Origin of the sequence: Jiangella sp. DSM 45060 (assembly GCF_900105175.1) — a bacterium.
Classification (GTDB): domain Bacteria; phylum Actinomycetota; class Actinomycetes; order Jiangellales; family Jiangellaceae; genus Jiangella.
Window position 1 is genome coordinate 877,649 of record NZ_LT629771.1, and the last position, 20,208, is coordinate 897,856.

Sequence of the window (20,208 nt, forward strand, 5' to 3'; positions counted from 1 at the left end):
CTCCGACCTTACTGACCCCCTCGGACCGGCTCGCGCCACATGGCCGTCAGGGTGGGGCCGCCGGGCAGGACGATCTCGCCGGCCGGACGGAATCCGTACCGCTCGTAGATCGCGACGTTGCCCGGCGCCGACGACTCCAGATACGCCGGCAGCCCCTGCGCGTCGGCCCGCGCCAGCCCGTCGCGCAGCAGCGCGCCGCCCACGCCCCGTCCGGGCCGCGCCACCCCGAGCGTCTGCAGGTACCAGTGCGGCGGCGACGGCGGGTGCGCGTCCTCGATGACCCGGAACGACCGCAGCGCCGCCGGCAGCCCCGTCCCGAACGCCCGCAGCAGGTACCGGCTGTAGCGCAGCGTCGGCCAGAACCCCGGCGGCCGGGCGCCCGGCAGCCCCCACAGCGCCGCCCCGGCGATCTCGCCGTCGGCCACCGCCACCCACGACCCGTGCGGGCTGAGCAGCGCCTCGAACGCGAACAGCGCGGTCAGCCGCTCGCGGTACCGCGTCGAGGGCACGACGAAGCGCATCATCGGGTCGGCGTCGAACGCCTCGGCCAGCACCCGCGCGACCGTGCCGACGTCGGAGCGCAGCGCCTGCCGGACGACGTGATTCGAAGGCTGCACCACTTGATCATGCGCCATGACGGAGTCCGCTGTCAGGGGTGGCCGGAGACGCGGTGGTTGCGTAGGTTCAGGCCGCATGGAGGTTCGTGACGCTGATGAGCCGGTGGTTCGCGGCGCCGAGGTGGCCGACGCCGACGCCATCGCCGCGGTGCACGTGGCCGGCTGGCGGCGGGCGTTCGCCGGAGTCGTCGACGCCGGGTTCCTGGCCGGGCTGGACGTCGGCCGCCGGGCGGCGGTGTGGCGCCGGCTCATCGCGGAGCCCGATCCGCGCTCGACCGTCCTGGTCGCCGTCCGCTCCGGCCGGATCGCCGGGTTCTGCTCGGCCGGCGCCTCCCGCGACGCCGACGGTTCCGCCGACGTCGGCGAGGTGTACGCCATCTACGCCGACCCCGCCCAGCTGGGGACCGGGGTCGGGCGGGCGCTGATGACGGCGGCGCTGGAGTTCCTCCGGGCCGAGGGCTTCACGCGGGCGACGCTGTGGACGCTCGAGGGCAACGCGCTGGGGCGGGCGTTCTACGACCGGTCCGGATGGGCGCCGGACGGCACGCGCCAGGTGGAGCAGGTCGGCCCCGACCTGCTCACCGAGGTCCGCTACGCCCGCGAGCTGCCCGGGCCGTAAGCTGGCGGGGGCCCCGCTAGATCGGCCAGCGGCTTCGTCCGGCATGCCGGGGTAGAGCACCGGGGAGATGCCGAGCTCTTTCGCGGCGAACCGGAGTTTGCGTTTTGCGCGGTTGGCCGACGTGAAGTCGGTCGATGGCGCGGCCCGCCCACACCATGCTCGCGGCTGCCGCATGAATGCCCAAGACCGCGGTGCGCTCCAGAGCCGCGGCAACCTCGGAATGGTGGACGCGGTCCCGAACATGAGGGCCACACTGGAGAACGACGGGTGCGTGTGCGCGCAGAACAGGCGATACGCGACGTACAACTTGGGGTGGAACAGGGTGCAGAGCTGGTGCATCTTGCTGAGTTGGTTCTCCAGATCGTTCGCTTTGGGCAAGTCCATGTCTGCCTGAGTCAGGGCATCAGCAGGCACGACGATCTCTGCATCGTGGATCGACTGCGAAAGAGCCCGGGTGGCCCGCAGGCCTTTCGTGTGGAAGGTGGCGTCTGCCTTGGGTTCCTGCGCGACCCACGAGGCGGTGAGGGCGTAGTCGAAGGCCCGGCGGGCGGCGTTGACGCAGTCGCTCAAGAGCCCGGCGTCGAACAGCATGTCGGCACTCTTCGCGGCCTGGGCGACGTGGTTCGCGAGGCCGACAGCAAGGCGGGTACGCCTCTCGTTCTTGACCTTGGTCTCGATGTCGTTCTCTGTGTCGTAGTCGTCGATCAGGCGGGTGAGCACACGCCGAATGACGTGTACTTCGTCTGCGTCCAACGACCAATCGTTCATGGTGGTGACCGTATGGCGTCCTTCCGACACAGCCAGGTGCGCTCGGACTACTCGGGCCGCCTTGCACGCGGTCGTCGTGTCACCCAGGCCTGAGCGATCGACTTGACACCTCTCGAACATGTGTTCGACGATGGACGGGTGACGGTTCGCGGGCGCGACCAGGCCGAAGCGGCACTGGCCAGAGCGGGTTTCGCCGTCCAGCCGGTCGAGCTGGTCGCGGTGCTGCCGGCCCTGCGCACGCTGCTCGGCGGGCTGCGCCGGGGACAGGTGGTCGCGGTCGACGGCATGGGGGCGCTGCCGCTGGCGCTGCTGGCCGGGGCCACGGCGGCCGGGGCGTGGACGGCGGTGGTGGGGCTGTCCGAGTTCGGCGTGCTGGCGGCGTCCGGTCTCGGCGCCGACCTCGGCCGGGTGGTCGTCGTCGAGGAGCCGGGGGCGCAGTGGGCCGAGGTGGTGGCGGTGCTGCTCACGTCGGTCGAGGTGGTGGTGGTGCGCCCGCCGGTCCAGGTCGGCGGGCAGCTGTCCCGGCGGCTCGTCGCGCTGGCGCGGCGGCACGGGACGGCGCTGGTGTGCGTCGGCGACTGGGAGGGCGCGCAGACCCGCCTGCGGGTGGCGTCGTCGCTGTGGGTGGGCCCCGAGCACGGCCGCGGCCACCTGCGCGGCCGGCGGGTGAAGGTCGAGGCGTACGGACGGGGCGCCGGCGCGCGGCCGCGGTCGGCGTGGCTGTGGCTGCCCGGGCCCGACGGCACGGTGTCCGGCGCCGACCTCGAAGCGCTGGACACCGCCGATCCGGCGAGCCCGGCCGGACCACCGAGCCCGGCCGGCCTGGAGGTGGCCGGATGAGCCGCCGGCGGGTGCTGGTCGTGTGGTGCCCGGACTGGCCGGTGGTCGCCGCCGTGGCCGAGGGCGACGTCGGCCAGGGCGGCGCCGGCCAGGGCGGCGGCCAGAGCGACGCCGGCGGCGACGCGCCGGTCGTGGTGCTGGCCGCGAACGCCGTCGTCGCCTGCAACGAGGCGGCCCGGGCCGAGGGCGTCCGCCGCGGCATGCGCCGCCGCGACGCCCAGTCGCGCTGCCCCGAGCTGATCCTCGTCGACCACAACCCCGATCGCGACGCCCGGGTGTTCGAGCCGGTGCTGGTGGCGGTCGAGCAGCTGCGGCCGGGCGTGGCGCCGCTGCGGCCGGGGCTGCTGGCGGTGCACGCGCCGGGCCGGTTCTACGGCGGCGAGGAGTCCGCGGGCGCGCTCATCGCCGAACGGCTGGTCCGGGCCGGCGTGTGGGACTGCCGCATCGGCATCGCCGACGACCTGTTCACCGCCGAGCGGGCGGCGCGGCAGGCCGGCCCGCAGGAGACGGTGGTGGTCGCGGCGGGCGGGTCGGCGGCGTTCCTGCGCGGCCTCCCGGTCGGGGTCATCGACGACGACGAGGTCGCGGGCCTGCTGCGGCGGCTGGGGCTGCAGACGCTCGGCGACTTCGCCCGGCTCGACCCCGACGACGTCCAGGCGCGGTTCGGCGGCTACGGCGCCAAGGTGCACCGGCTGGCCCGCGGCGAGGACGCGTCCCGGCTCGGCGCCCGCACGCCGCCGCCCGACCTCGAGTGCCAGGTCCGGTTCGAGCCGCCGCTCGACACCGTCGAGGCCGTCAGCTTCAGCGTCCGCCAGAGCGCCGACCGCTTCGTCGCCCAGCTGGCCTCGCGCGGGCTGGTCTGCACCGAGGTGCTGATCGAGGCCGAGTGCGACCACGAGATCGCGTCGTCGCGGGTGTGGGCGCACTCGCGCTGGTTCAGCGCGGCCGACCTCGTCGACCGCGTCCACTGGCAGCTGCGCGGCGCCCAGGGCGTCACGAAACCGGTCGAGCTGGTCCGGTTCGTCCCCGACACCATCGAGCCGGCCGGCGCGCACGCCGCCGCGCTGTGGGGCGGCGGCACCGACGAACGGGTCGAGCGGGCGGTCGCGCGGGTCCAGGGCATGCTCGGCCCGCACGCCGTCACCGTCCCGGCGGTGCAGGGCGGCCGCGCGCCGGCCGACCGCCAGGCGCTGGTCCCGTGGGGCGAGCGGCCGGTCGGGCTGCGGCCGGACGACCTCCCGTGGCCGGGCAGCCTCCCGCCGCCGGCGCCGGTGCGGGTCTACGCCGAGCCGCGCCCGGCCACCGTCGTCGACGACCGCGGACAGCTGGTGTGGGTGAGCGAGCGCGGCGTGGTCAGCGCCCCGCCGACCCGGTTCCGGCAGACGACGGGCGACGCAGGCGGCGGCTGGCACCCCATCGGCGCGTGGGCGGGTCCGTGGCCGGTCGACGAGCTGTGGTGGGAGCACCCGGCCGGCTGGGTGGCCCGGTTCCAGATCGTCGGCGTCGACGGCCGGGCCTGGCTGATGACCTGCGCCGACGACGGCTGGTACATCGAGGCCGCCTATGACTGAGGGGACCTGACGTGGGGTGGAACAACCCGCCGATCCCGTGGGGTGAGCTGGAGCGCCGGTTGTCCGACCGGCCGACGGTGCCGCCCGAGGACGGCCCGGGGTCGCGCAAGCGCAAGCCGTACAAGCGCAAGGCCGAGGTGGTCCGGCCGGACGAGCCGGTCGTGCCGTACGCCGAGCTGCACGCGCACAGCAACTTCAGCTTCCTCGACGGCGCCAGCGGGCCGGACCGCCTGGTCGAGGCCGCCATCGAGCTGGGGCTGCACGGGCTGGCGCTGACCGACCACGACGGCTTCTACGGCGCGCCGCTGTTCGCCGAGATCGCCCAGAAGTACGCCGCCGAGAACCTGCGCACCATCTACGGCGCGGAGCTGTCGCTGGGCCTCGACGCGCCGCAGAACGGCGTCCCCGACCCCCGCGGGCAGCACCTGCTCGTGCTGGCCCGCGGCGTCGAGGGCTACCACCGGCTGGCCGGCGCCATCACCGACGCGCAGCTGAAGGGCGAGGAGAAGGGCAAGCCCGAGTACGACCTCGACACCCTCGCCGGCACCGGTCGCGGGCACTGGCTGGTGCTCACCGGCTGCCGCAAGGGCGCCGTCCGCTCCACCCTGGCCGGACGCGGACCGGCCGCTGCCGCCACCGAGCTGGACCGGCTGACCACGCTGTTCGGCCGCGAGCACGTCGTCGTCGAGCTGTTCGACCACGGCCATCCCAGCGACGACGACGTCAACCGGCTGCTGGCCGGCCTCGCCGCCGACCGCGGACTGCCCGTCGTCGCCACCAACAACGTCCACTACGCCGACCCCGGCGACCACCGGCTGGCCTCGGCCATGGCGGCCATCCGGGCCCGGCGCAGCCTCACCGAGATGAACGGCTGGCTGCCGGCGTGGGGCGCGGCGTCGCTGCGCACCGGACGCGAGATGGCCGACCGGTTCGCCGGCTACCCGGGCGCCGTCGCGCGCTCCGTCGAGCTGGCCGGCGAGCTCGCGTTCGACCTGCACAAGGCCAGCCCGCGCCTGCCGAAGGAACACATCCCTGACGGCCACACCGCGATGAGCTGGCTGCGCATCCTGGTCGACCGCGGCTTCCAGCGCTACTACCGCGGCGTGAAGCACGAGCGGGCGGCCCGCGAGCGCGTCGACTACGAGCTGGAGATCATCGACAAGAAGGACTTCGCCGGCTACTTCGTCATCGTCCACGACATCGTGGCGTTCGCCCGCGACGAAGGCATCCTCTGCCAGGGACGGGGCTCGGCGGCCAGCTCGGCGGTCTGTTACGCGCTCGGCGTCACCGCCATCGACCCTGTCTTCCACGACCTGCCGTTCGAGCGGTTCATCTCCGTCAACCGCGACGAAGAGCCCGACATCGACGTCGACTTCGACTCCGACCGGCGCGAAGAGGTCATCCAGAAGGTCTACGAGTGGTACGGCCGGCGCAACGCCGCCCAGGTCGCCAACGTCATCAGCTACCGGCCGAAGATGGCAGTCCGCGACGCCGCCAAGGCGCTGGGCTACTCGCCGGGACAGCAGGACGCGTGGTCGAAGCAGACCGACAGCTGGTCCGCGGTCGCCGGTCAGGACGTCGCCGACCACGAGATCCCCGGGCCCGTCGTCGACCTCGCCAACCAGCTCATGCGCGCGCCGCGGCACCTGGGCATCCACTCCGGCGGCATGGTCCTGACCGAGCGGCCGATCGGCCAGGTGTGCCCCATCGAGTGGGCGCGCATGGAGAACCGCACCGTCCTGCAGTGGGACAAGGACGCCTGCGAGTCGATGGGGCTGGTCAAGTTCGACCTGCTCGGCCTGGGCATGCTGAGCGCGCTCAACCACGCGTTCACCATGATCGCCGGGCACCTCGGCGAGGCGTGGGAGCTGCAGAGCGTCCCCAAGGAGGAGCCGGCGGTCTACGACATGCTCTGCCGGGGCGACTCCATCGGCGTGTTCCAGGTCGAGAGCCGGGCCCAGATCGGGACGCTGCCGCGGCTGCGGCCGCGCAAGTTCTACGACCTCGCCATCGAGATCGCGCTGATCCGCCCCGGCCCGATCCAGGGCGGCGCCGTCCATCCGTACATCCGCCGCGCCACCGGCAAGGAGGAGGCCACCTATGTGCACGACGACCTGAAGCCGGTGCTGGAGCGGACCCTCGGCGTGCCGCTGTTCCAGGAACAGCTCATGGGCATGGCCATGGCCGTCGGCGACTGCACCCCCGACGACGCCGACCTGCTGCGCCGGGCCATGGGCTCCAAGCGCGGCATCGAGCGCATCGAGAGCATCAAGGAGAAGCTGTACAAGGGCATGGCCAGGCGCGGCATCACCGGCCCCGATGCCGACCAGCTCTACGCCAAGATCCTCTCGTTCGCGAACTTCGGCTTCGCCGAGAGCCACGCGCTGTCCTTCGCCAAGCTCGTCTACGTCAGCTCGTGGCTCAAGCTGCACTACCCGGCGGCGTTCCTGGCCGCGCTGCTGCGGGCCCAGCCGATGGGGTTCTACTCGGCGCAGTCGCTGGTCCACGACGCCCGGCGGCACGGCGTGCGGGTGCTGCGCCCCGACATCGCGTCCTCCGGCGCCGTCGCCGGTCTCGAGCCCGACGGCGACGCCCGGCCGGGCAGGCTGGCCGAGTGCCTGCGCCCGGAGCACGAGGTCGCCGAGTGGGTCCCGGGCACTCCCGACCCGACGCCGCGGCACCGCCGCGACACCGGCTTCGCGGTCCGGCTCGGCCTCGACTCCGTCCGGGGCATCAGCAAGGACGTCGCCGAGGCCATCGTCGAGGCCCGCGAGGAGCGGCCGTTCCGCGACCCCACCGACCTCTCCCGCCGGGCCGCCCTCGACGCCCGGCAGCTGGAGGCGCTGGCCACCGCGGGCGCGTTCGACGGTTTCGGCCTCACCCGCCGCGAGGCGCTGTGGAACGCCGGCTACGTCGAGACCGCCGGTCAGCTGGAGGCCGTCACCGCCACTCCCGCGCCGCCGGCGCTGCCGGGGATGAGCGACGTCGAGCTGACCCTGGCCGACCTGTGGGCCACCTCGATCTCACCCACCGGCCACCCCATCGCGCACCTGCGGCCGCTGCTGCGCAGCGAGGGCATCCTCGCCGTCGAGGACCTCGCGACCGCCGAGCCGAACCGCCGGGTCACCGTCGCCGGGGTGGTGACGCACCGGCAGCGGCCCGGCACCGCGGGCGGCATCACGTTCCTCAACATCGAGGACGAGACCGGCATGCTCAACGTCGTCTGCGGCGGCGGGCTGTGGCAGCGGCACCGGCGGGTGGCCCGCAACGCCGCGTGCATGATCGTCCGCGGCATGCTGGAGCGCAAGGACGGCGTCATCAACCTGGTCGCCGACCGGCTGGCGTCGCTGGAGGAGCTGCACCCCGAGGCCGCCCGCGCCCTGCACGCCCGCCACCGCTCCCGCGACTTCCACTGACCCGCGTCAGCCGGCGGTCCAGTCGACCAGCACGCCGACGACTGAACGGTCCCCGTCGCCCAGCCGGCCGTACAGCCCCGGCAGGTCGCCCGGCGCGATGCGGTCGGTGACCACGGGTGCCAGCGACAGCCGCCCCCGCGCGACGCTCTCGAGGAGGTACCGCACCGAGCGCTGGACCGACCATCCGCCCGCTTCGACGTCGTCCGCGTCCCGCCACGGATGGTTGGCGCAGCCGACGACCCGGATGCCGTCGTAGTGGAACCTCGCCGGGAAGCTCAGCAGCTGCCGATGCAGCGCGGCGCCGGTCCGCGCGTCCGGCAGGTCGCGGTACACGCCGAGCACCGCGATGCGGCTGCCGCGCCGGCACACGCGGGCGGCGGTGTCGAGCCCTCGCCAGCTCCCGCTCGTCTCGACCACGAGGTCGACGCCCTCGGGCGAGACGCGCCGCACGTCGCCGGCCAGAGCCGAATCGCGCCCGTCCCACGTGGGCAGGCCGAGGCCGGCGGCGAACCGGAGACGGTGGTCGTCGGCGTCGATCGCGTGCGTCCGGGCGCCGCACGCCGTCGCCACCAGCGCCGCGCACAGCCCGACGACACCCAGCCCGACGACCGCCACGTTCTCGCCGGCCGCGTACTCGCCGGCGTGCAGGCAGTACAGCCCGAGGCTGGCGAGGTAGCACAGGACCGCCTCGTCGAAGGGCACCTCGTCGGGCACCGGGACGACGCGGTGCGCGGGCACGATCGCCGCGTCGCCGTGCGGGGCCGCCGCGAAGACGCGGTCGCCGGGACGGACCGAGGCGACGCCCGCGCCCGTCTCGAGCACCCGGCCGGCCGCGAGGTAGCCGGGCTCGTCCATGAAGCCACTCGGCCCGGACCGGTACGCGTGCAGCTCGCTGCCGGCGCTGACGGCCGTGAGCTCGACGCCCACCAGCACCTCGCCGGCGCCTGGCCGGGGCGTCTCGGTCTCGCGCAGCTCCAGCCGCCGCTCGCCGGTGATCGTCCATCGCCTCATGCGCTGGCAGTCAAGGCGGAACGGTGTTCCATGTCAACGGGACGGTAGCGTCGGGGCGTGCCTGTCTACCGCGCCGACGACGCCACGACGCTGCACTACGACGAGCTGGCCGGGGCGGCCGCCGCGGGCCCGCCGATCGTCGTCCTCGCCGGGGGAGCGGCCCGGCACCCGGTGTACCTGGGCGATCTCGCCGGGCTGGCCGAGCGGCACCCGCTGGTGATCCCGCACCTGCGCGGCGTCGGGGCGTCACCGGCGCCGGACGAGCCGGAGGCGGGCTCGTACTGGCGGCAGGCCGACGACGTCGAGGCGCTGCGCCGGCACCTCGGGCACGACCGCCTGCTGGTCGCCGGGCACTCCGCCGGCACCCGGCTGGCCGTCGCGTATGCCGTCCAGCATCCGGAGCGGGTCGCCGCGCTGCTGCTGGTCACGCCGCCGTCGACGCACCTGGTCGAGGTGGCGCCGGACACCGCGGCGATCGCCGCCCGCCGCACCGACGACGCGTTCACCCAGGCATGGGCGGCGCTGCAGGCCGCCCCGTCCGAGCTCGACGACGACGGGTTCGGCGACTGGCAGCGCCGGGTCGCGCCGGCCGGCTACGCGCACTGGGGCCCGGCCGAGCGGGAGCACGCGACGCAGGGCGGCTGGGACCTCGCCGCCGGCCGCGCCTACTTCAGCGTCGACCCGCCCGCCGACCTCGCCGCGCGGCTCGCGTCCGTCACGGCGCCGGTCCTCGTGGTCGCGGGCGCCGACGACGCCCTGACGGGGTTCGCGCCGGTCGCGGCGCTGGCCGAGCGGTTCCCGTCCGGCCGCGTGGCCGTCGTCGAGGACTGCGGCCACTACCCGTGGGTCGAGCGGCCGGCCGAGTTCCGCGCCGCCGTCGACGCGTTCCTGGACGACGTCGTCGAGGTGCCGCTGGTGGGCGGCGACGTCAGTGACGGCGTCGTCCGCGTCGGCGGGACGGTCCGGCGGCACCCGGGGCGCGCCGCGGCCGCCGTCCACGCCTACCTGCGGCACCTGGAGGCGGCCGGCTTCCCGTACGCGCCGCGATTCCTCGGGTTCGACGACCGCGGCCGCGAGATCCTCACCTTCCTCGACGGCGAGATGGGCGGGCGGCCGCTGGCGCCGTGGGCCGTCACCGAGGACGCGCTGCGCGAGATCGCCGTCATCCAGCGCCGCCTGCACGACGCCGCCGCCGGCTTCACGCCGCCCGACGGCGTCGGCTGGCCGGTGGGCGTCGAGCTGCCCGGCGTGCCGTCGCTGTTCGACGCCCCGGACGTCGTCGGGCACAACGACATCACCTTCGAGAACACGATCTTCGTCGACGGGCGGCCGGCCGGCATCATCGACTTCGACCTCGCCGGGCCCACCACCCGGCTGCTCGACGTCATCACGACGCTGCGGCACTGGGCGCCGATGGCCGCTCCGGCCGACCGCGACCCCGCCCTGCGCGACGCCGACGCCGGCCGGCGCATGCGCATCTTCGTCGACGCCTACGGACTCGACGACGACCGTCGCGCCGCACTCCTCGACGTCGCCGACCGCCGCTACACCCGCGTCTGGCACGTCATGAAGTACCGCGCCGAGACCGACGGCGGCGGCTGGGCCCGCATGTGGGAGGGCGGCGCCGGCGACGCCATCAAGCGGGCGCACGACTGGTTCCGCGCCGAGCGCGACACGCTGGCCGCGGCGCTCACCGGCTGATATCCGGGACGTGCTCGGCGCGGCCCGCCGCGCCGTCTAGAGTCGTGGCGGTGAGGATCGTCATCGCGCGCTGCCAGGTCGACTACGCCGGCCGGCTGACCGCCCACCTCCCGCTCGCGACCCGCGTCATCATGGTGAAGGCCGACGGCAGCGTGCTGGTCCACTCCGACGGCGGCTCGTACAAGCCACTGAACTGGATGAGCCCACCCTGCACGCTCACCGTCCGCGACCCCGAGCCGGACGAGGACGGCGTCGCCGCGGTGTGGACGGTGCAGAACGGCAAGACCGACGACCGCCTGGTGATCAGCCTGCACGAGGTCCTGCACGACTCCAACCACGACCTCGGCGTCGACCCCGGCCTGGTGAAGGACGGCGTCGAGGCGCACCTGCAGGTGCTGCTGGCCGAGCAGGTCGAGACGTTCGGGTCCGGCTGGCGGCTGGTGCGCCGCGAGTACCCGACGCCGATCGGCCCGGTCGACCTCCTCTGCCGCGACGAGCAGGGCGTCGCCGTCGCCGTCGAGGTGAAGCGGCGCGGCGAGATCGACGGCGTCGAGCAGCTCACCCGCTACCTCGACCTCCTCAACCGCGACCCGCTGCTCGCCCCGGTGCGCGGCGTGTTCGCGGCCCAGGAGATCAAGCCGCAGGCCCGCACGCTCGCCGTCGACCGCGGCATCACCTGCCTCACCGTCGACTACGACGCCCTCCGCGGCGTCGACGACCCCACGTCGCGGTTGTTCTGACCGCCGCCGTCAGGTCCGGCCCAGGAACGTCTGGGCGCCCTGCCAGCCACTGTCCCAGGCGTCGGTGCCGGCGTCGGCCATGTCGTCCAGGGCCGGGACGCTCTGGACCCACTCCATGAACTGCCGGCGCAGCTCCGGGTCGCCGTAGATCTGGTCCATCGGCAGCAGCTCTCCGTACTGTCCCTTGATCGCGTCCGGCGCGGAGTCCATGACGTGCGACTCGGGCGTGGAGCCGACACCGTTGCCGATCATCGCGTGCACCGTCATGTACCAGCGCAGTTGTGCCGCGTCGGTGTTCTCGGCGATGACGGCGCCCTCGGTGTTCGTGCTGTTCGCCCACTGGTCGAGCTTCCCGCCGACCCCCTGGTGCAGCAGCCAGAAGCCGAGGCCGGGGGGCAGCACCGCGCCGGTCCCCTCGGTGAAGATCTTCGCGACGGCGCCCTTGCGGGCCTTCTCCCGCTCGTCGAAGTCGGCGGCGAACTCGCGCTGGCCCTCGAAGTACAGCGTGGCCGCGGCGCCGAACAGGCTCATGACGTCGTTCACCCGGTTGCCGCCGTCGGCCTTGTCGGCGGCGATCGCGTCGGCGAGGGAGCTGTTGTACAGCGACTCGACGGCGACCTCGAACGGCGCGGAGTACTCGATCTGGTCCTGGAAGCCGCCGAGGAAGCGGTGCACGGCGCGCGGGCTCAGGTAGAAGTCCGGGCTCAGGCCGGTGCCCTGGGGGAAGTCCGCCGGGACTCCCGTCATCGACGAGCCGCGGTCGCCGGGCATCTCGCCGCCGTCGATGAACGAGCCGGCCACCAGCTCGTCGACGTACGCCGCCGCGATGCGGGCGGTCGAGTCCTTGATCGCCGGCGGGATCTGCTGGTGGTCGGCCGAGCCGGTGATGAACTCGAACGCCAGCGCCGCCTGCTCCGGCGTGTGCTCGGTGTTCGGCGGGTCGCCCTGCGAGCCCGTGGCGGCCTCGATGGCCAGGCCGAAGCTGTCGGCCAGGTCGGCGCGCTGGGCCGGGTCGCCCGCCGCCGCGTAGACGCGGTGCGTCAGCTCCTTGGCCGAGATGTCCTGCTCGGACAGCACCTTCGTCGCCAGCCCGGGATAGCGGGCGAGGGTGTTGAAGGCCAGCGCGGTGATGTCCTCGGTCAGGCCGACCGCGGTGTCGCCGTCGCCGAGGGTCTTGGTCGAGATGTTGTTGGGGTCGGCCCAGTCCTTGTCGGAGAACGCGTCGAGCGCCGTCCCGTTCACGGTCTGCTCGACGAACGCCTGCTGGCCGGAGAAGTCGCCGTACTGCAACAGCGCCAGCCGGCCCCAGGCGACCTGCGGATCGTCCGTCGCCAGCCCGAACTCGCTGAACGCGCTCATGCCCTCGGGAGGGGTCTCGTCCATCATCGCGGTGCCCAGGCCGATGCTCAGCAGCTTCAGGTACTCCTGGGCGTTCTCGCCGACGCCGGACTCGGGCATGCCCATGGACGCGGCCAGCCGGGCCGCCATCTCCGGGCCGAGCTCGGCGTAGAACCCGGCCATCGCGTCCGGGTCGTACGCGATCTGCTCGAGCTCCTCCATCATGTCCGCGTCGACCTCGCCGGCCTCCTTGACCCGGGTGGCGAGGTCGCGGCCCTGCCGCTCGGCCAGCCCCGGCTCGAGGTCGGTCGTCGCGTTCTCCTCGATCTGCACCATGGGCGCGTTCGGCTGCTGGTGCTGGATCGCCCGGGCGAGACCCAGCCGGCGCTGCGTCTCCTGCAGCGCCGACTCGACCCACTCGTGGACGACGGCGAGGTCGTCGAAGCCGGTCGACGTCACGTCCAGCCGGTTCATGTCCGCCCGGACCGATCGCTCCGTGGTGTAGCCGAGGAAGTCGTCCATCTCTCGCCGGGCGATCTGCAGCTTGGCGACGAGGTCCTCGAGGCCGGTCACCGAGACGGAGGAGAACGTCATGCCGGCGGCTCCTCCGCGGGGGCCGCGGACACGGCGGCGGCGATGTCCGCGACGATGGCGTCGGCGCCCTTCTGCAGGACGCTCTTGTGGATGTCGAGGGAGGTGCCGAAGCCGTCGGCGCGGGTCCCGGTCCACGCCTCGCCGGACGCCATGATCGACAGCGGCCCGTCGAGTGCCGCCTTGAGGTCGCCGATGATCCGGCCGACCTGGATCTGCAGTCGTTCGAGGTCGGCGCGCGTGGTGTCGTTCACAACGTCCCAGTGAATACCGAGGTGGATTCACATCGGCTTCACGACTGCGTCATCGCAGGATCTAGGCTGTCCATCATGAGTGCGCACTTCGATGTCGTCGTCCTGGGCGCCGGCCCCGGCGGGTACACCGCGGCCGTCCGCGCGGCCCAGCTGGGCAAGTCCGTCGCCGTCGTGGAGTCCAAGTACTGGGGCGGCGTCTGCCTCAACGTGGGCTGCATCCCGAGCAAGGCGCTGCTGCGCAACGCCGAACTGGCCCACATCGTCAAGAACCAGGCCGACACCTTCGGGCTGGTCTTCGAGGGCGAGGTCAAGGCCGACTACTCGAAGGCGTACGAGCGCAGCCGCACCGTCGCCGACGGCCGCGTCAAGGGCGTGCACTACCTGATGAAGAAGAACAAGATCACCGAGTTCGACGGCTGGGGGACGTTCACCGACGCCACCACGCTCGACGTCCGCCTGAACGACGGCGGCAACGAGACGGTCACGTTCGAGCACTGCATCATCGCCGCCGGCGCCACCACCCGCCTGCTGCCCGGCACGTCGCTGAGCTCGCGCGTCGTCACGTACGAGGAGCAGATCCTCGAGAGCGAGCTGCCGCGGCGCATCGTCATCGCGGGCGCCGGCGCCATCGGCGTGGAGTTCGGCTACGTCATGGCCAACTACGGTGTCGAGGTCACCATCGTCGAGTTCCTCGACCGCATGCTGCCGCTCGAGGACCCCGAGGTCTCCAAGGAACTGGCCCGCCAGTACAAGAAGCTCGGCGTCGACGTCCGCACCTCCACCCGGGTCGAGTCCATCGACGACTCCGGCGACTCCGTGCGTGTCACGGTGTCGTCCGGTGACAAACAGGAGGTCATCGAGGCCGACAAGGTCCTGCAGGCCATCGGCTTCGCCCCGCGCGTCGACGGCTACGGCCTCGACAAGACCGGCGTCCGGCTCACCGAGCGCGGCGCCATCGAGGTCGACGACCACCTGCGCACCAACGTCCCCAGCATCTACGCCATCGGCGACGTCACCGGCAAGCTGCTGCTCGCGCACGCCGCCGAGGCCATGGCCGTCATCGCCGCCGAGACCATCGCCGGCGCCGACACCATGCCCGTCGACTACGCCATGATCCCGCGGGCCACCTACTGCCAGCCGCAGGTCGCCAGTTTCGGCTACACCGAGGAACAGGCGCGCAAGCTGGGCCACGAGGTCAAGGTCTCGAAGTTCCCGTTCATGGCCAACGGCAAGGCGCACGGCCTCGGCGACCCCGTCGGCTTCGTCAAGATCATCGCCGACGCCGAGCACAACGAGCTGCTCGGCGCCCACCTCATCGGCCCTGACGTCACCGAGCTGCTGCCCGAGCTGACCCTCGCCCAGCTCTGGGACCTCACCGCCGACGAGGTCGGCCGCAACATCCACGCCCACCCGACGCTGTCCGAGGCGGTCAAAGAAGCCATCCACGGCATCTCCGGCCACGCGATCAACATCTAGCGACGGTGCCCCTGACCTCTGGTCTCCGATCGCGATGAGTGCGAGCGCAGCGCAGGCGGCAGCCTTCTACCGCGAGGCCATGCGCGAAGGCGCGGTCTGGGGTGTCCGAGACGAGACCGGGTTCGCCGCGCCACTGACCGGCGACGGTGTGCGCGCCATGCCCTTCTGGTCGCTGCGATCGCGAGCCGAGAAGGTCATCCAGAACGTGCCGGCCTATGCCGGGTTCACGGTGGCGAAGATTCCGCTGACTGAATGGCGTGAGCGGTGGCTGCCCGGCATGATCGATGACGGCCTGTTCGTTGGCATCAACTGGTCCGGCGAGCATGCCACCGGCCATGACGTACAGCCGGCCGAGGCGGAGGCGGCCCTTGCGGCGACGGAGCCTTGAGCTCGCGCGTCCTGACGCGTCCCGGCGTCCCGGCACCGGCCGGCCCACCGGGAACAGATGGAGACCATGAGAAGCATCTACGTCGTCACCCACCCCGAGGCCACGCACCACGTCGACGGCCTGGTGGGCGGGTGGTACGACTCGGAGCTGACCGACCGTGGCGTCCGGCAGGCCGGGGCGATCGCGGACGTCCTCGCCGGCCGGCTGGGCGCGGCGGCCGAGGTGTACTCGTCGCGGGGCGGCTCGGCATGGACCTGACGATCGACGCCGACCTGCGGGAGAAGTCGTACGGCGAGGCGGGCGGCCGGCCGCAGGCGTGGCTGGACGCCCGCTTCGTCCCGCCACCGCGCGACGGTGAGCGCCTGCGCCACGACGAGGGCGTGGCGGGCGCGGAGACGCAGCTGGACCTCGCCGTCAGGGCGTACGCGGCGATGGAGCGCGTGCTCGGCTCCGCCGCCGAGGAGCAGGTGATCGTGACCCACGGCGGCACGGCCACATATCTCTTCGCGGCCTGGATCGGCATGCCCGTCGACGCCGCGGGCCGGGTGCACTTCCGGGTGTCGTCCGGCGGCATCAGCCTGCTGCGCGAGGACGACCGCTACCACAGCCGTCAGCTCGCCCGGCTCGACGAGACCGGTCACCTCGACGGCTGGTGAGGCCGTAAGTCCTCGGCCTTCTGCTCGATCTCGTCCGTGACGACGCCGTCGACGCAGCGCAGGCGGACCTCGACCTCGACGGCGTCGCTCTCGAACTTGACCTGCGGGTGGTCGTCGGCGTCGTCGTCATCGGCGTCGGCCTCGTAGCCCTGGGCCGGGGTGACGGCGAGGATCCGGACGGTGCCGTCGGCGTTGCACTGCGCGGTGACGGTGCCGGCGCCGAGCGCGTTCACGACCCGCGCACGGGCGGGCGGCGGCGTGGCCGGGGGAGTCGTGGACGGCGGAGTTGTGGACGGCGCCGTGGTCGGCTCGGCGGACGGCGTCCCGGGGTCGGTCGCGCCGGTGGTCTGGCCGGTGGTGGGCGCGGCGAGGCGCTGCTCGACCTCCGCCTGGGTGAGCGGGTCCTGGCTGGAGCCGAAGATGTCGCTGCCGATCATGCCGACCGCCGCCATCCCGACCGCCGTCGCCCCGGCCGCGGCGGCGAGCCACAGCAGCACGCCGGTGCCCACCCGCACGACCCTCGGACTCGTCATGGCCCCACTATGCCCGGCACCCGGGTTAAGGGACGGCTAAGGCGACCTCAACGGACGTCTGAGGCAGGGCGATCCGGCCGGAACGGCGGCGCCGGTGCCCTAGGGTCGTCGGCATGGCTCAGGTGCTCGTCGTCGAGGATGATGCGACGATCAGGTCCGCGCTGATCCGCGGGCTGACCGAGCGCGGCCACGCCGTGCGGTCGGCGCCCACGGCGATGGCGGGGCTCGAGCAGGCGGTGGGCGACCGGCCGGACGTCGTCGTGCTGGATCTGGGGTTGCCGGACCTCGACGGGACGGCGATGCTGCGGATGCTCCGGGGCGTCAGCGACGTTCCCGTCATCGTGGCGACGGCGCGCGACGACGAGAGCGAGGTGGTCGCCGTCCTCGACGCGGGGGCGGACGACTACGTGACGAAGCCGTTCGGGGTCGCGCAGCTCGACGCGCGCATCCGGGCGGTGCTGCGGCGCGGCGGCGACGAGCAGCGCGACCAGGCGGTCACCGTCGGCGGGCTGCGCATCGACCCGCGTTCGCGGCAGGCCACGCTCGACGACGACACGCTGGACCTGACGCCGCGCGAGTTCGACCTGCTGCACTACCTGGCCGCCCGCGCCGGCGAGGTCGTCAGCAAGCGCGAGCTGCTGACGGAGGTCTGGCAGCTCCCGTACGGCGGCGCCGACAAGACCGTCGACGTCCACCTGTCCTGGCTGCGCCGCAAGCTCGGCGAGACCGCGCAGGACCCCCGCTACCTGCACGCCGTCCGCGGCGTCGGGGTGCGGCTGGCCGCGCCCGAGGGGTGACGTCGTGCGTCGCCGGCTGCTCGTCCTCGTCGCCGCCACCACGACGCTGGTCCTGGTGGCGTTCCTGGTGCCGCTGGCGCTGCTCGTCCGCGACGTCGCCGCCGACCGCGCGGTGCAGGCGGCCACCGTCGAGGCGCAGGCGCTGACGTCGGTGGTCGCGACGGCGCAGGGCGAGCCGCTGGCGATCACCGTCGACCAGGTCGACGCGACGTCCCGGTTCGACGTGACGGTGTTCCTGCCGGACGGCGAGCGGCTGGGCGCCGATGCGGACCGGACGCCGCTGGTCGAGCTGGCCGAACGCAGCTCCAGCGCGTCCGCCGAGGCCGACGGCGGCCGCGAGATCGTGTTCGCCGTCGGCGGGTCCGACGGCGGCGTCCGCGTCATCCGCACGTTCGTCCCGGACGCCGAGCTGCGCCAGGGCGTCGCCCGCGCGTGGCTCGCGCTGGCCGGGCTGGGTATCGCGTTGCTGCTGGTCGGGCTGGTGGTCGCGGACCGCCTCGGCCGGCGGCTGGTGCGCGGCGCGACAGACCTCGCGGCGGTGTCGCACCGGCTCGGCCGCGGCGAACTGGACGCGCGCGCCGACCCGTCCGCGCCGGGCGAGCTCGGCGTCGTCGCGACGGCGCTGAACGGGCTGGCCGGGCGCATCACCGACCTGCTGCGTGAGGAGCGCGAGACCATCGCCGACCTCTCGCACCGCGTTCGCACGCCCCTGACGACGCTGCGGATGGACGCCGAGGCGCTGCCCGCCGGCGAGCAGTCCGAGCGCATCGTCGCCGATGTCGACGCGGTCGACCGGGCGGTCACCGACGTCATCCAGCAGGCCCGGCGGCGCGGCGCGGGACCCGCGACGGTGACGGCGGACGCGGCGGACGTGGTGCGCGAGCGGGCCGCGTTCTGGGCGGTGCTCGCCGAGGACACCGACCGCGAGCTGACGGTCGACGTCGCGTCCGGGCCGCTGCCGGTCGCGCTGGCCCGCGGCGACCTCGAGGCGTGCGTCGACGCGCTGCTCGGCAACGTCTTCGCGCACACCCCCAACGGGACGGCGTTCACGGTGCGGCTGGAGCCGCGCGACGGCGGGGGCGCCCGGCTGGTCGTCGCGGACGAAGGGCCGGGGCTGCCGTCCGGTTCGACGACGGGGGTGCTGCGACGGGGGGTCAGCGGGTCCGGGTCGAGCGGCCTGGGGCTGGACATCGTCCGGCGGGCGGCCGAGCAGTCCGGCGGCGGCGTCCGCCTGGACAGCCCGGCGGCCGGCGGGCTCACCGTCGTCGTCGAGCTCGGCTTAGGTCCGCGTTAACCGTCGCCCAGCGCGGCGCTAGGGCGGCCGGCGGGAATGTGGTGGCATCGCACCGAACTGGAGGGACACCACCATGAACCGCAACCGACTGATCTCTGCCGCGGCCGCCGCGGCCGCCCTGCTCGTCACCGGCGGCGTCGCGTTCGCCGTCACGACGTCCGACGACGGCAACGCACCGCGCTCCTCGGTCGTCGACGACAACCCGTCGCTCAGCGACGTCACACCGGACGACTCGCCCTCGACGGCGGCGACCCCGGACGACTCGCCCTCGCCCTCGGCGACCCCGGACGACTCGGCCACCAGCGCGCCCGCCCCGCCCAGCGGCGACGAGATGGGCAGCGGCGAGGCCGAGCAGATCGCACTGGCGCACGTCGGCGGCGGCACGGTCACCGAGATCGAGCGCGAGTGGGAGCACGGCCGGCTGGAGTGGAAGATCGAGATCCACCTCGACGGCGTCGAGCACGACGTCCGCGTGGACGCCGCCTCCGGCGACATCACCCGCGTCGACGTCGACGACGACCGGGACGACGATCGCGATGACCGGGACGACGATCGCGATGACCGGCACGACGACCGCGATGACGACGACCGCGACGATGACGACCACGATGACGACAAGGGTGGCGACCGCGACTGACCCCCGGTCCCCGGCGCCGGCGAGTCCCCCGCTCGCCGGCGCCGCCGCGCTCAGAACACCGGCTTCCCGCCGGTCACGCCGAGGACGGTGCCGGACACGTAGCTCGCGTCGCGCGGCGAGGCGAGGAACACGAACGCCGGCGCGACCTCGGCGGGCTGGCCGGCCCGGCCGAGCGGGGTGTCCTGGCCGAACTTCTCGACCTTCTCCGGCGGCTGGGTGGCCGGCTGCAGCGGCGTCCAGATCGGGCCGGGCGCGACGGCGTTGACGCGGATGCCGCGCGGTCCCAGCTCGGCCGCCAAGTTGACGGTGGCGTTGTTGATGGCCGCCTTCGTGCTGGCGTAGTCGAGCAGCGACACCGACGGGTCGTACGCCTGGATCGACGAGCAGTTGACGACGCAGCCGCCGGCCTTCAGGTGTGCCAAGGCCTCCTGCGTCATCCAGAACAGCGCGTAGAGGTTGGTCTTCATGACGCGGTCCAGCCGGTCCGGGTCGATGCTCTCGATGCCGCCCTCGCGGGCCATCTGGTAGCCGGCGTTGTTGACCAGCACGTCCAGCCCGCCCAGCTCGGCGGCGGCCCGGGCGACGACGTCGGCGCAGGCGTCGTGCGTGCGGAGGTCGGCGGCGTACGCGTAGCCGTCGCGGCCGGCGGCGCGCACCAGCTCCATCGTCGCGTCGGCGTCGTCCTGTTCTTCGGGCAGGTACGTGATGGCGACGTCGGCGCCCTCGCGGGCGAAGGCGAGCGCGACCGCGCGGCCGATGCCGGAGTCGCCCCCGGTGATGAGCGTGCGCAGGCCGGTGAGCTTGCCGGACCCCTGATAGCTCTGCTCGCCGTGGTCGGGCACCGGGGTCATGGCGGCGGTCGAGCCGGGCGGCTCCTGCTGCTGGCGCGGGAACTCGCGCGGCCGGGCGGTCTGATCGGTCGTCATGACGGCCCTCTACCCGCCCGGCGCGCGCGGAAACG

The 20,208-nt window shown here is 73.6% G+C and carries 18 protein-coding genes and 1 pseudogene; 13 read left to right on the top strand and 6 right to left on the bottom strand.

The window, feature by feature from the left end; genetic code table 11:
- Window positions 1-8: 8 nt before the first annotated feature.
- The gene (locus tag BLU82_RS03930) at window positions 9-617 is read right to left on the bottom strand and encodes a GNAT family N-acetyltransferase (protein WP_172885525.1); all 609 of its coding nucleotides are present in this window, start codon (window positions 615-617) and stop codon (window positions 9-11) included.
- Window positions 618-693: 76 nt separating this feature from the next.
- Here BLU82_RS03930 and BLU82_RS03935 point away from each other — a divergent pair, with 76 nt between their 5' ends.
- The 5 genes from BLU82_RS03935 to BLU82_RS03950 all read left to right on the top strand — a co-directional run bounded on the left by BLU82_RS03935 (window position 694) and on the right by BLU82_RS03950 (window position 7,831).
- Window positions 694-1,236, top strand: coding sequence for a GNAT family N-acetyltransferase (locus BLU82_RS03935; RefSeq protein ID WP_092615883.1), 543 nt, complete (start codon window positions 694-696; stop codon window positions 1,234-1,236).
- A 273-nt stretch (window positions 1,237-1,509) separates the two neighbouring features.
- A complete protein-coding gene (locus tag BLU82_RS33980) occupies window positions 1,510-2,097 on the top strand; it encodes a hypothetical protein (RefSeq protein ID WP_157740549.1) in 588 nt (195 codons plus the stop codon).
- 45 nt (window positions 2,098-2,142) lie between these two features.
- Window positions 2,143-2,844 carry a hypothetical protein gene (locus BLU82_RS03940; protein WP_197682730.1) on the top strand — a complete coding sequence of 234 codons (702 nt, stop codon included), beginning with the start codon at window positions 2,143-2,145 and terminating at the stop codon, window positions 2,842-2,844.
- Complete coding sequence (locus BLU82_RS03945; RefSeq protein WP_092615886.1) at window positions 2,841-4,415, top strand: DNA polymerase Y family protein; 1,575 nt, start codon at window positions 2,841-2,843, stop codon at window positions 4,413-4,415. Before BLU82_RS03940 ends, BLU82_RS03945 begins: the two co-directional genes overlap by 4 nt.
- 11 nt (window positions 4,416-4,426) lie before the next feature.
- Window positions 4,427-7,831 carry an error-prone DNA polymerase gene (locus tag BLU82_RS03950; RefSeq protein ID WP_092615889.1) on the top strand — a complete coding sequence of 1,135 codons (3,405 nt, stop codon included), beginning with the start codon at window positions 4,427-4,429 and terminating at the stop codon, window positions 7,829-7,831.
- Between the two features lie 6 nt (window positions 7,832-7,837).
- On the opposite strand, the gene BLU82_RS03955 is transcribed toward BLU82_RS03950, so the two are convergent.
- Window positions 7,838-8,842 (bottom strand): zinc-binding alcohol dehydrogenase, encoded by a 1,005-nt coding sequence (locus BLU82_RS03955; protein ID WP_092615892.1) that lies wholly within the window; start codon window positions 8,840-8,842, stop codon window positions 7,838-7,840.
- Between the two features lie 57 nt (window positions 8,843-8,899).
- Here BLU82_RS03955 and BLU82_RS03960 point away from each other — a divergent pair, with 57 nt between their 5' ends.
- Window positions 8,900-10,543, top strand: a complete 1,644-nt coding sequence (locus BLU82_RS03960; RefSeq protein WP_172885526.1) for an alpha/beta fold hydrolase — start codon at window positions 8,900-8,902, stop codon at window positions 10,541-10,543.
- 50 nt (window positions 10,544-10,593) lie between these two features.
- A complete protein-coding gene (gene nucS / locus BLU82_RS03965; protein ID WP_092625421.1) occupies window positions 10,594-11,283 on the top strand; it encodes an endonuclease NucS in 690 nt (229 codons plus the stop codon).
- Between the two features lie 9 nt (window positions 11,284-11,292).
- On the opposite strand, the gene BLU82_RS03970 is transcribed toward nucS, so the two are convergent.
- Both BLU82_RS03970 and BLU82_RS03975 read right to left on the bottom strand, forming a co-directional pair.
- A complete protein-coding gene (locus BLU82_RS03970) occupies window positions 11,293-13,215 on the bottom strand; it encodes a hypothetical protein (protein WP_092615895.1) in 1,923 nt (640 codons plus the stop codon).
- On the bottom strand, window positions 13,212-13,466 hold the full coding sequence (locus BLU82_RS03975) for a hypothetical protein (protein WP_092615898.1): 255 nt from the start codon (window positions 13,464-13,466) through the stop codon (window positions 13,212-13,214). The genes BLU82_RS03970 and BLU82_RS03975 overlap by 4 nt, the downstream gene beginning before the upstream one ends.
- A gap of 75 nt (window positions 13,467-13,541) precedes the next feature.
- Here BLU82_RS03975 and lpdA point away from each other — a divergent pair, with 75 nt between their 5' ends.
- The 3 genes and pseudogenes from lpdA (at window position 13,542) to BLU82_RS03990 (ending at window position 15,986) form a co-directional block, all read left to right on the top strand.
- Window positions 13,542-14,942 (top strand): dihydrolipoyl dehydrogenase, encoded by a 1,401-nt coding sequence (gene lpdA, locus BLU82_RS03980; protein ID WP_092615901.1) that lies wholly within the window; start codon window positions 13,542-13,544, stop codon window positions 14,940-14,942.
- A 34-nt stretch (window positions 14,943-14,976) separates the two neighbouring features.
- Window positions 14,977-15,330 (top strand): DUF2750 domain-containing protein, encoded by a 354-nt coding sequence (locus tag BLU82_RS03985; RefSeq protein ID WP_092615904.1) that lies wholly within the window; start codon window positions 14,977-14,979, stop codon window positions 15,328-15,330.
- A 66-nt stretch (window positions 15,331-15,396) separates the two neighbouring features.
- Window positions 15,397-15,986, top strand: a pseudogene (locus BLU82_RS03990) (histidine phosphatase family protein).
- Here BLU82_RS03990 and BLU82_RS03995 read toward each other — a convergent pair.
- A complete protein-coding gene (locus BLU82_RS03995; RefSeq protein ID WP_157740551.1) occupies window positions 15,968-16,519 on the bottom strand; it encodes a hypothetical protein in 552 nt (183 codons plus the stop codon). The pseudogene BLU82_RS03990 and the gene BLU82_RS03995 sit on opposite strands and share 19 nt — an antisense overlap.
- 113 nt (window positions 16,520-16,632) lie before the next feature.
- On the opposite strand from BLU82_RS03995, the gene BLU82_RS04000 reads away from it, so the two are divergent.
- The 3 genes from BLU82_RS04000 to BLU82_RS04010 all read left to right on the top strand — a co-directional run bounded on the left by BLU82_RS04000 (window position 16,633) and on the right by BLU82_RS04010 (window position 19,247).
- Window positions 16,633-17,316, top strand: a complete 684-nt coding sequence (locus BLU82_RS04000) for a response regulator transcription factor (protein ID WP_092615911.1) — start codon at window positions 16,633-16,635, stop codon at window positions 17,314-17,316.
- Between the two features lie 4 nt (window positions 17,317-17,320).
- Window positions 17,321-18,610: a HAMP domain-containing sensor histidine kinase gene (locus BLU82_RS04005; protein ID WP_092615914.1), complete on the top strand. Its 1,290-nt coding sequence runs from the start codon at window positions 17,321-17,323 to the stop codon at window positions 18,608-18,610.
- Between the two features lie 73 nt (window positions 18,611-18,683).
- A complete protein-coding gene (locus BLU82_RS04010; protein ID WP_092615917.1) occupies window positions 18,684-19,247 on the top strand; it encodes a PepSY domain-containing protein in 564 nt (187 codons plus the stop codon).
- Between the two features lie 50 nt (window positions 19,248-19,297).
- Here BLU82_RS04010 and BLU82_RS04015 read toward each other — a convergent pair whose 3' ends face one another.
- Window positions 19,298-20,173 carry an SDR family oxidoreductase gene (locus BLU82_RS04015; protein WP_092615920.1) on the bottom strand — a complete coding sequence of 292 codons (876 nt, stop codon included), beginning with the start codon at window positions 20,171-20,173 and terminating at the stop codon, window positions 19,298-19,300.
- Window positions 20,174-20,208: the final 35 nt, after the last annotated feature.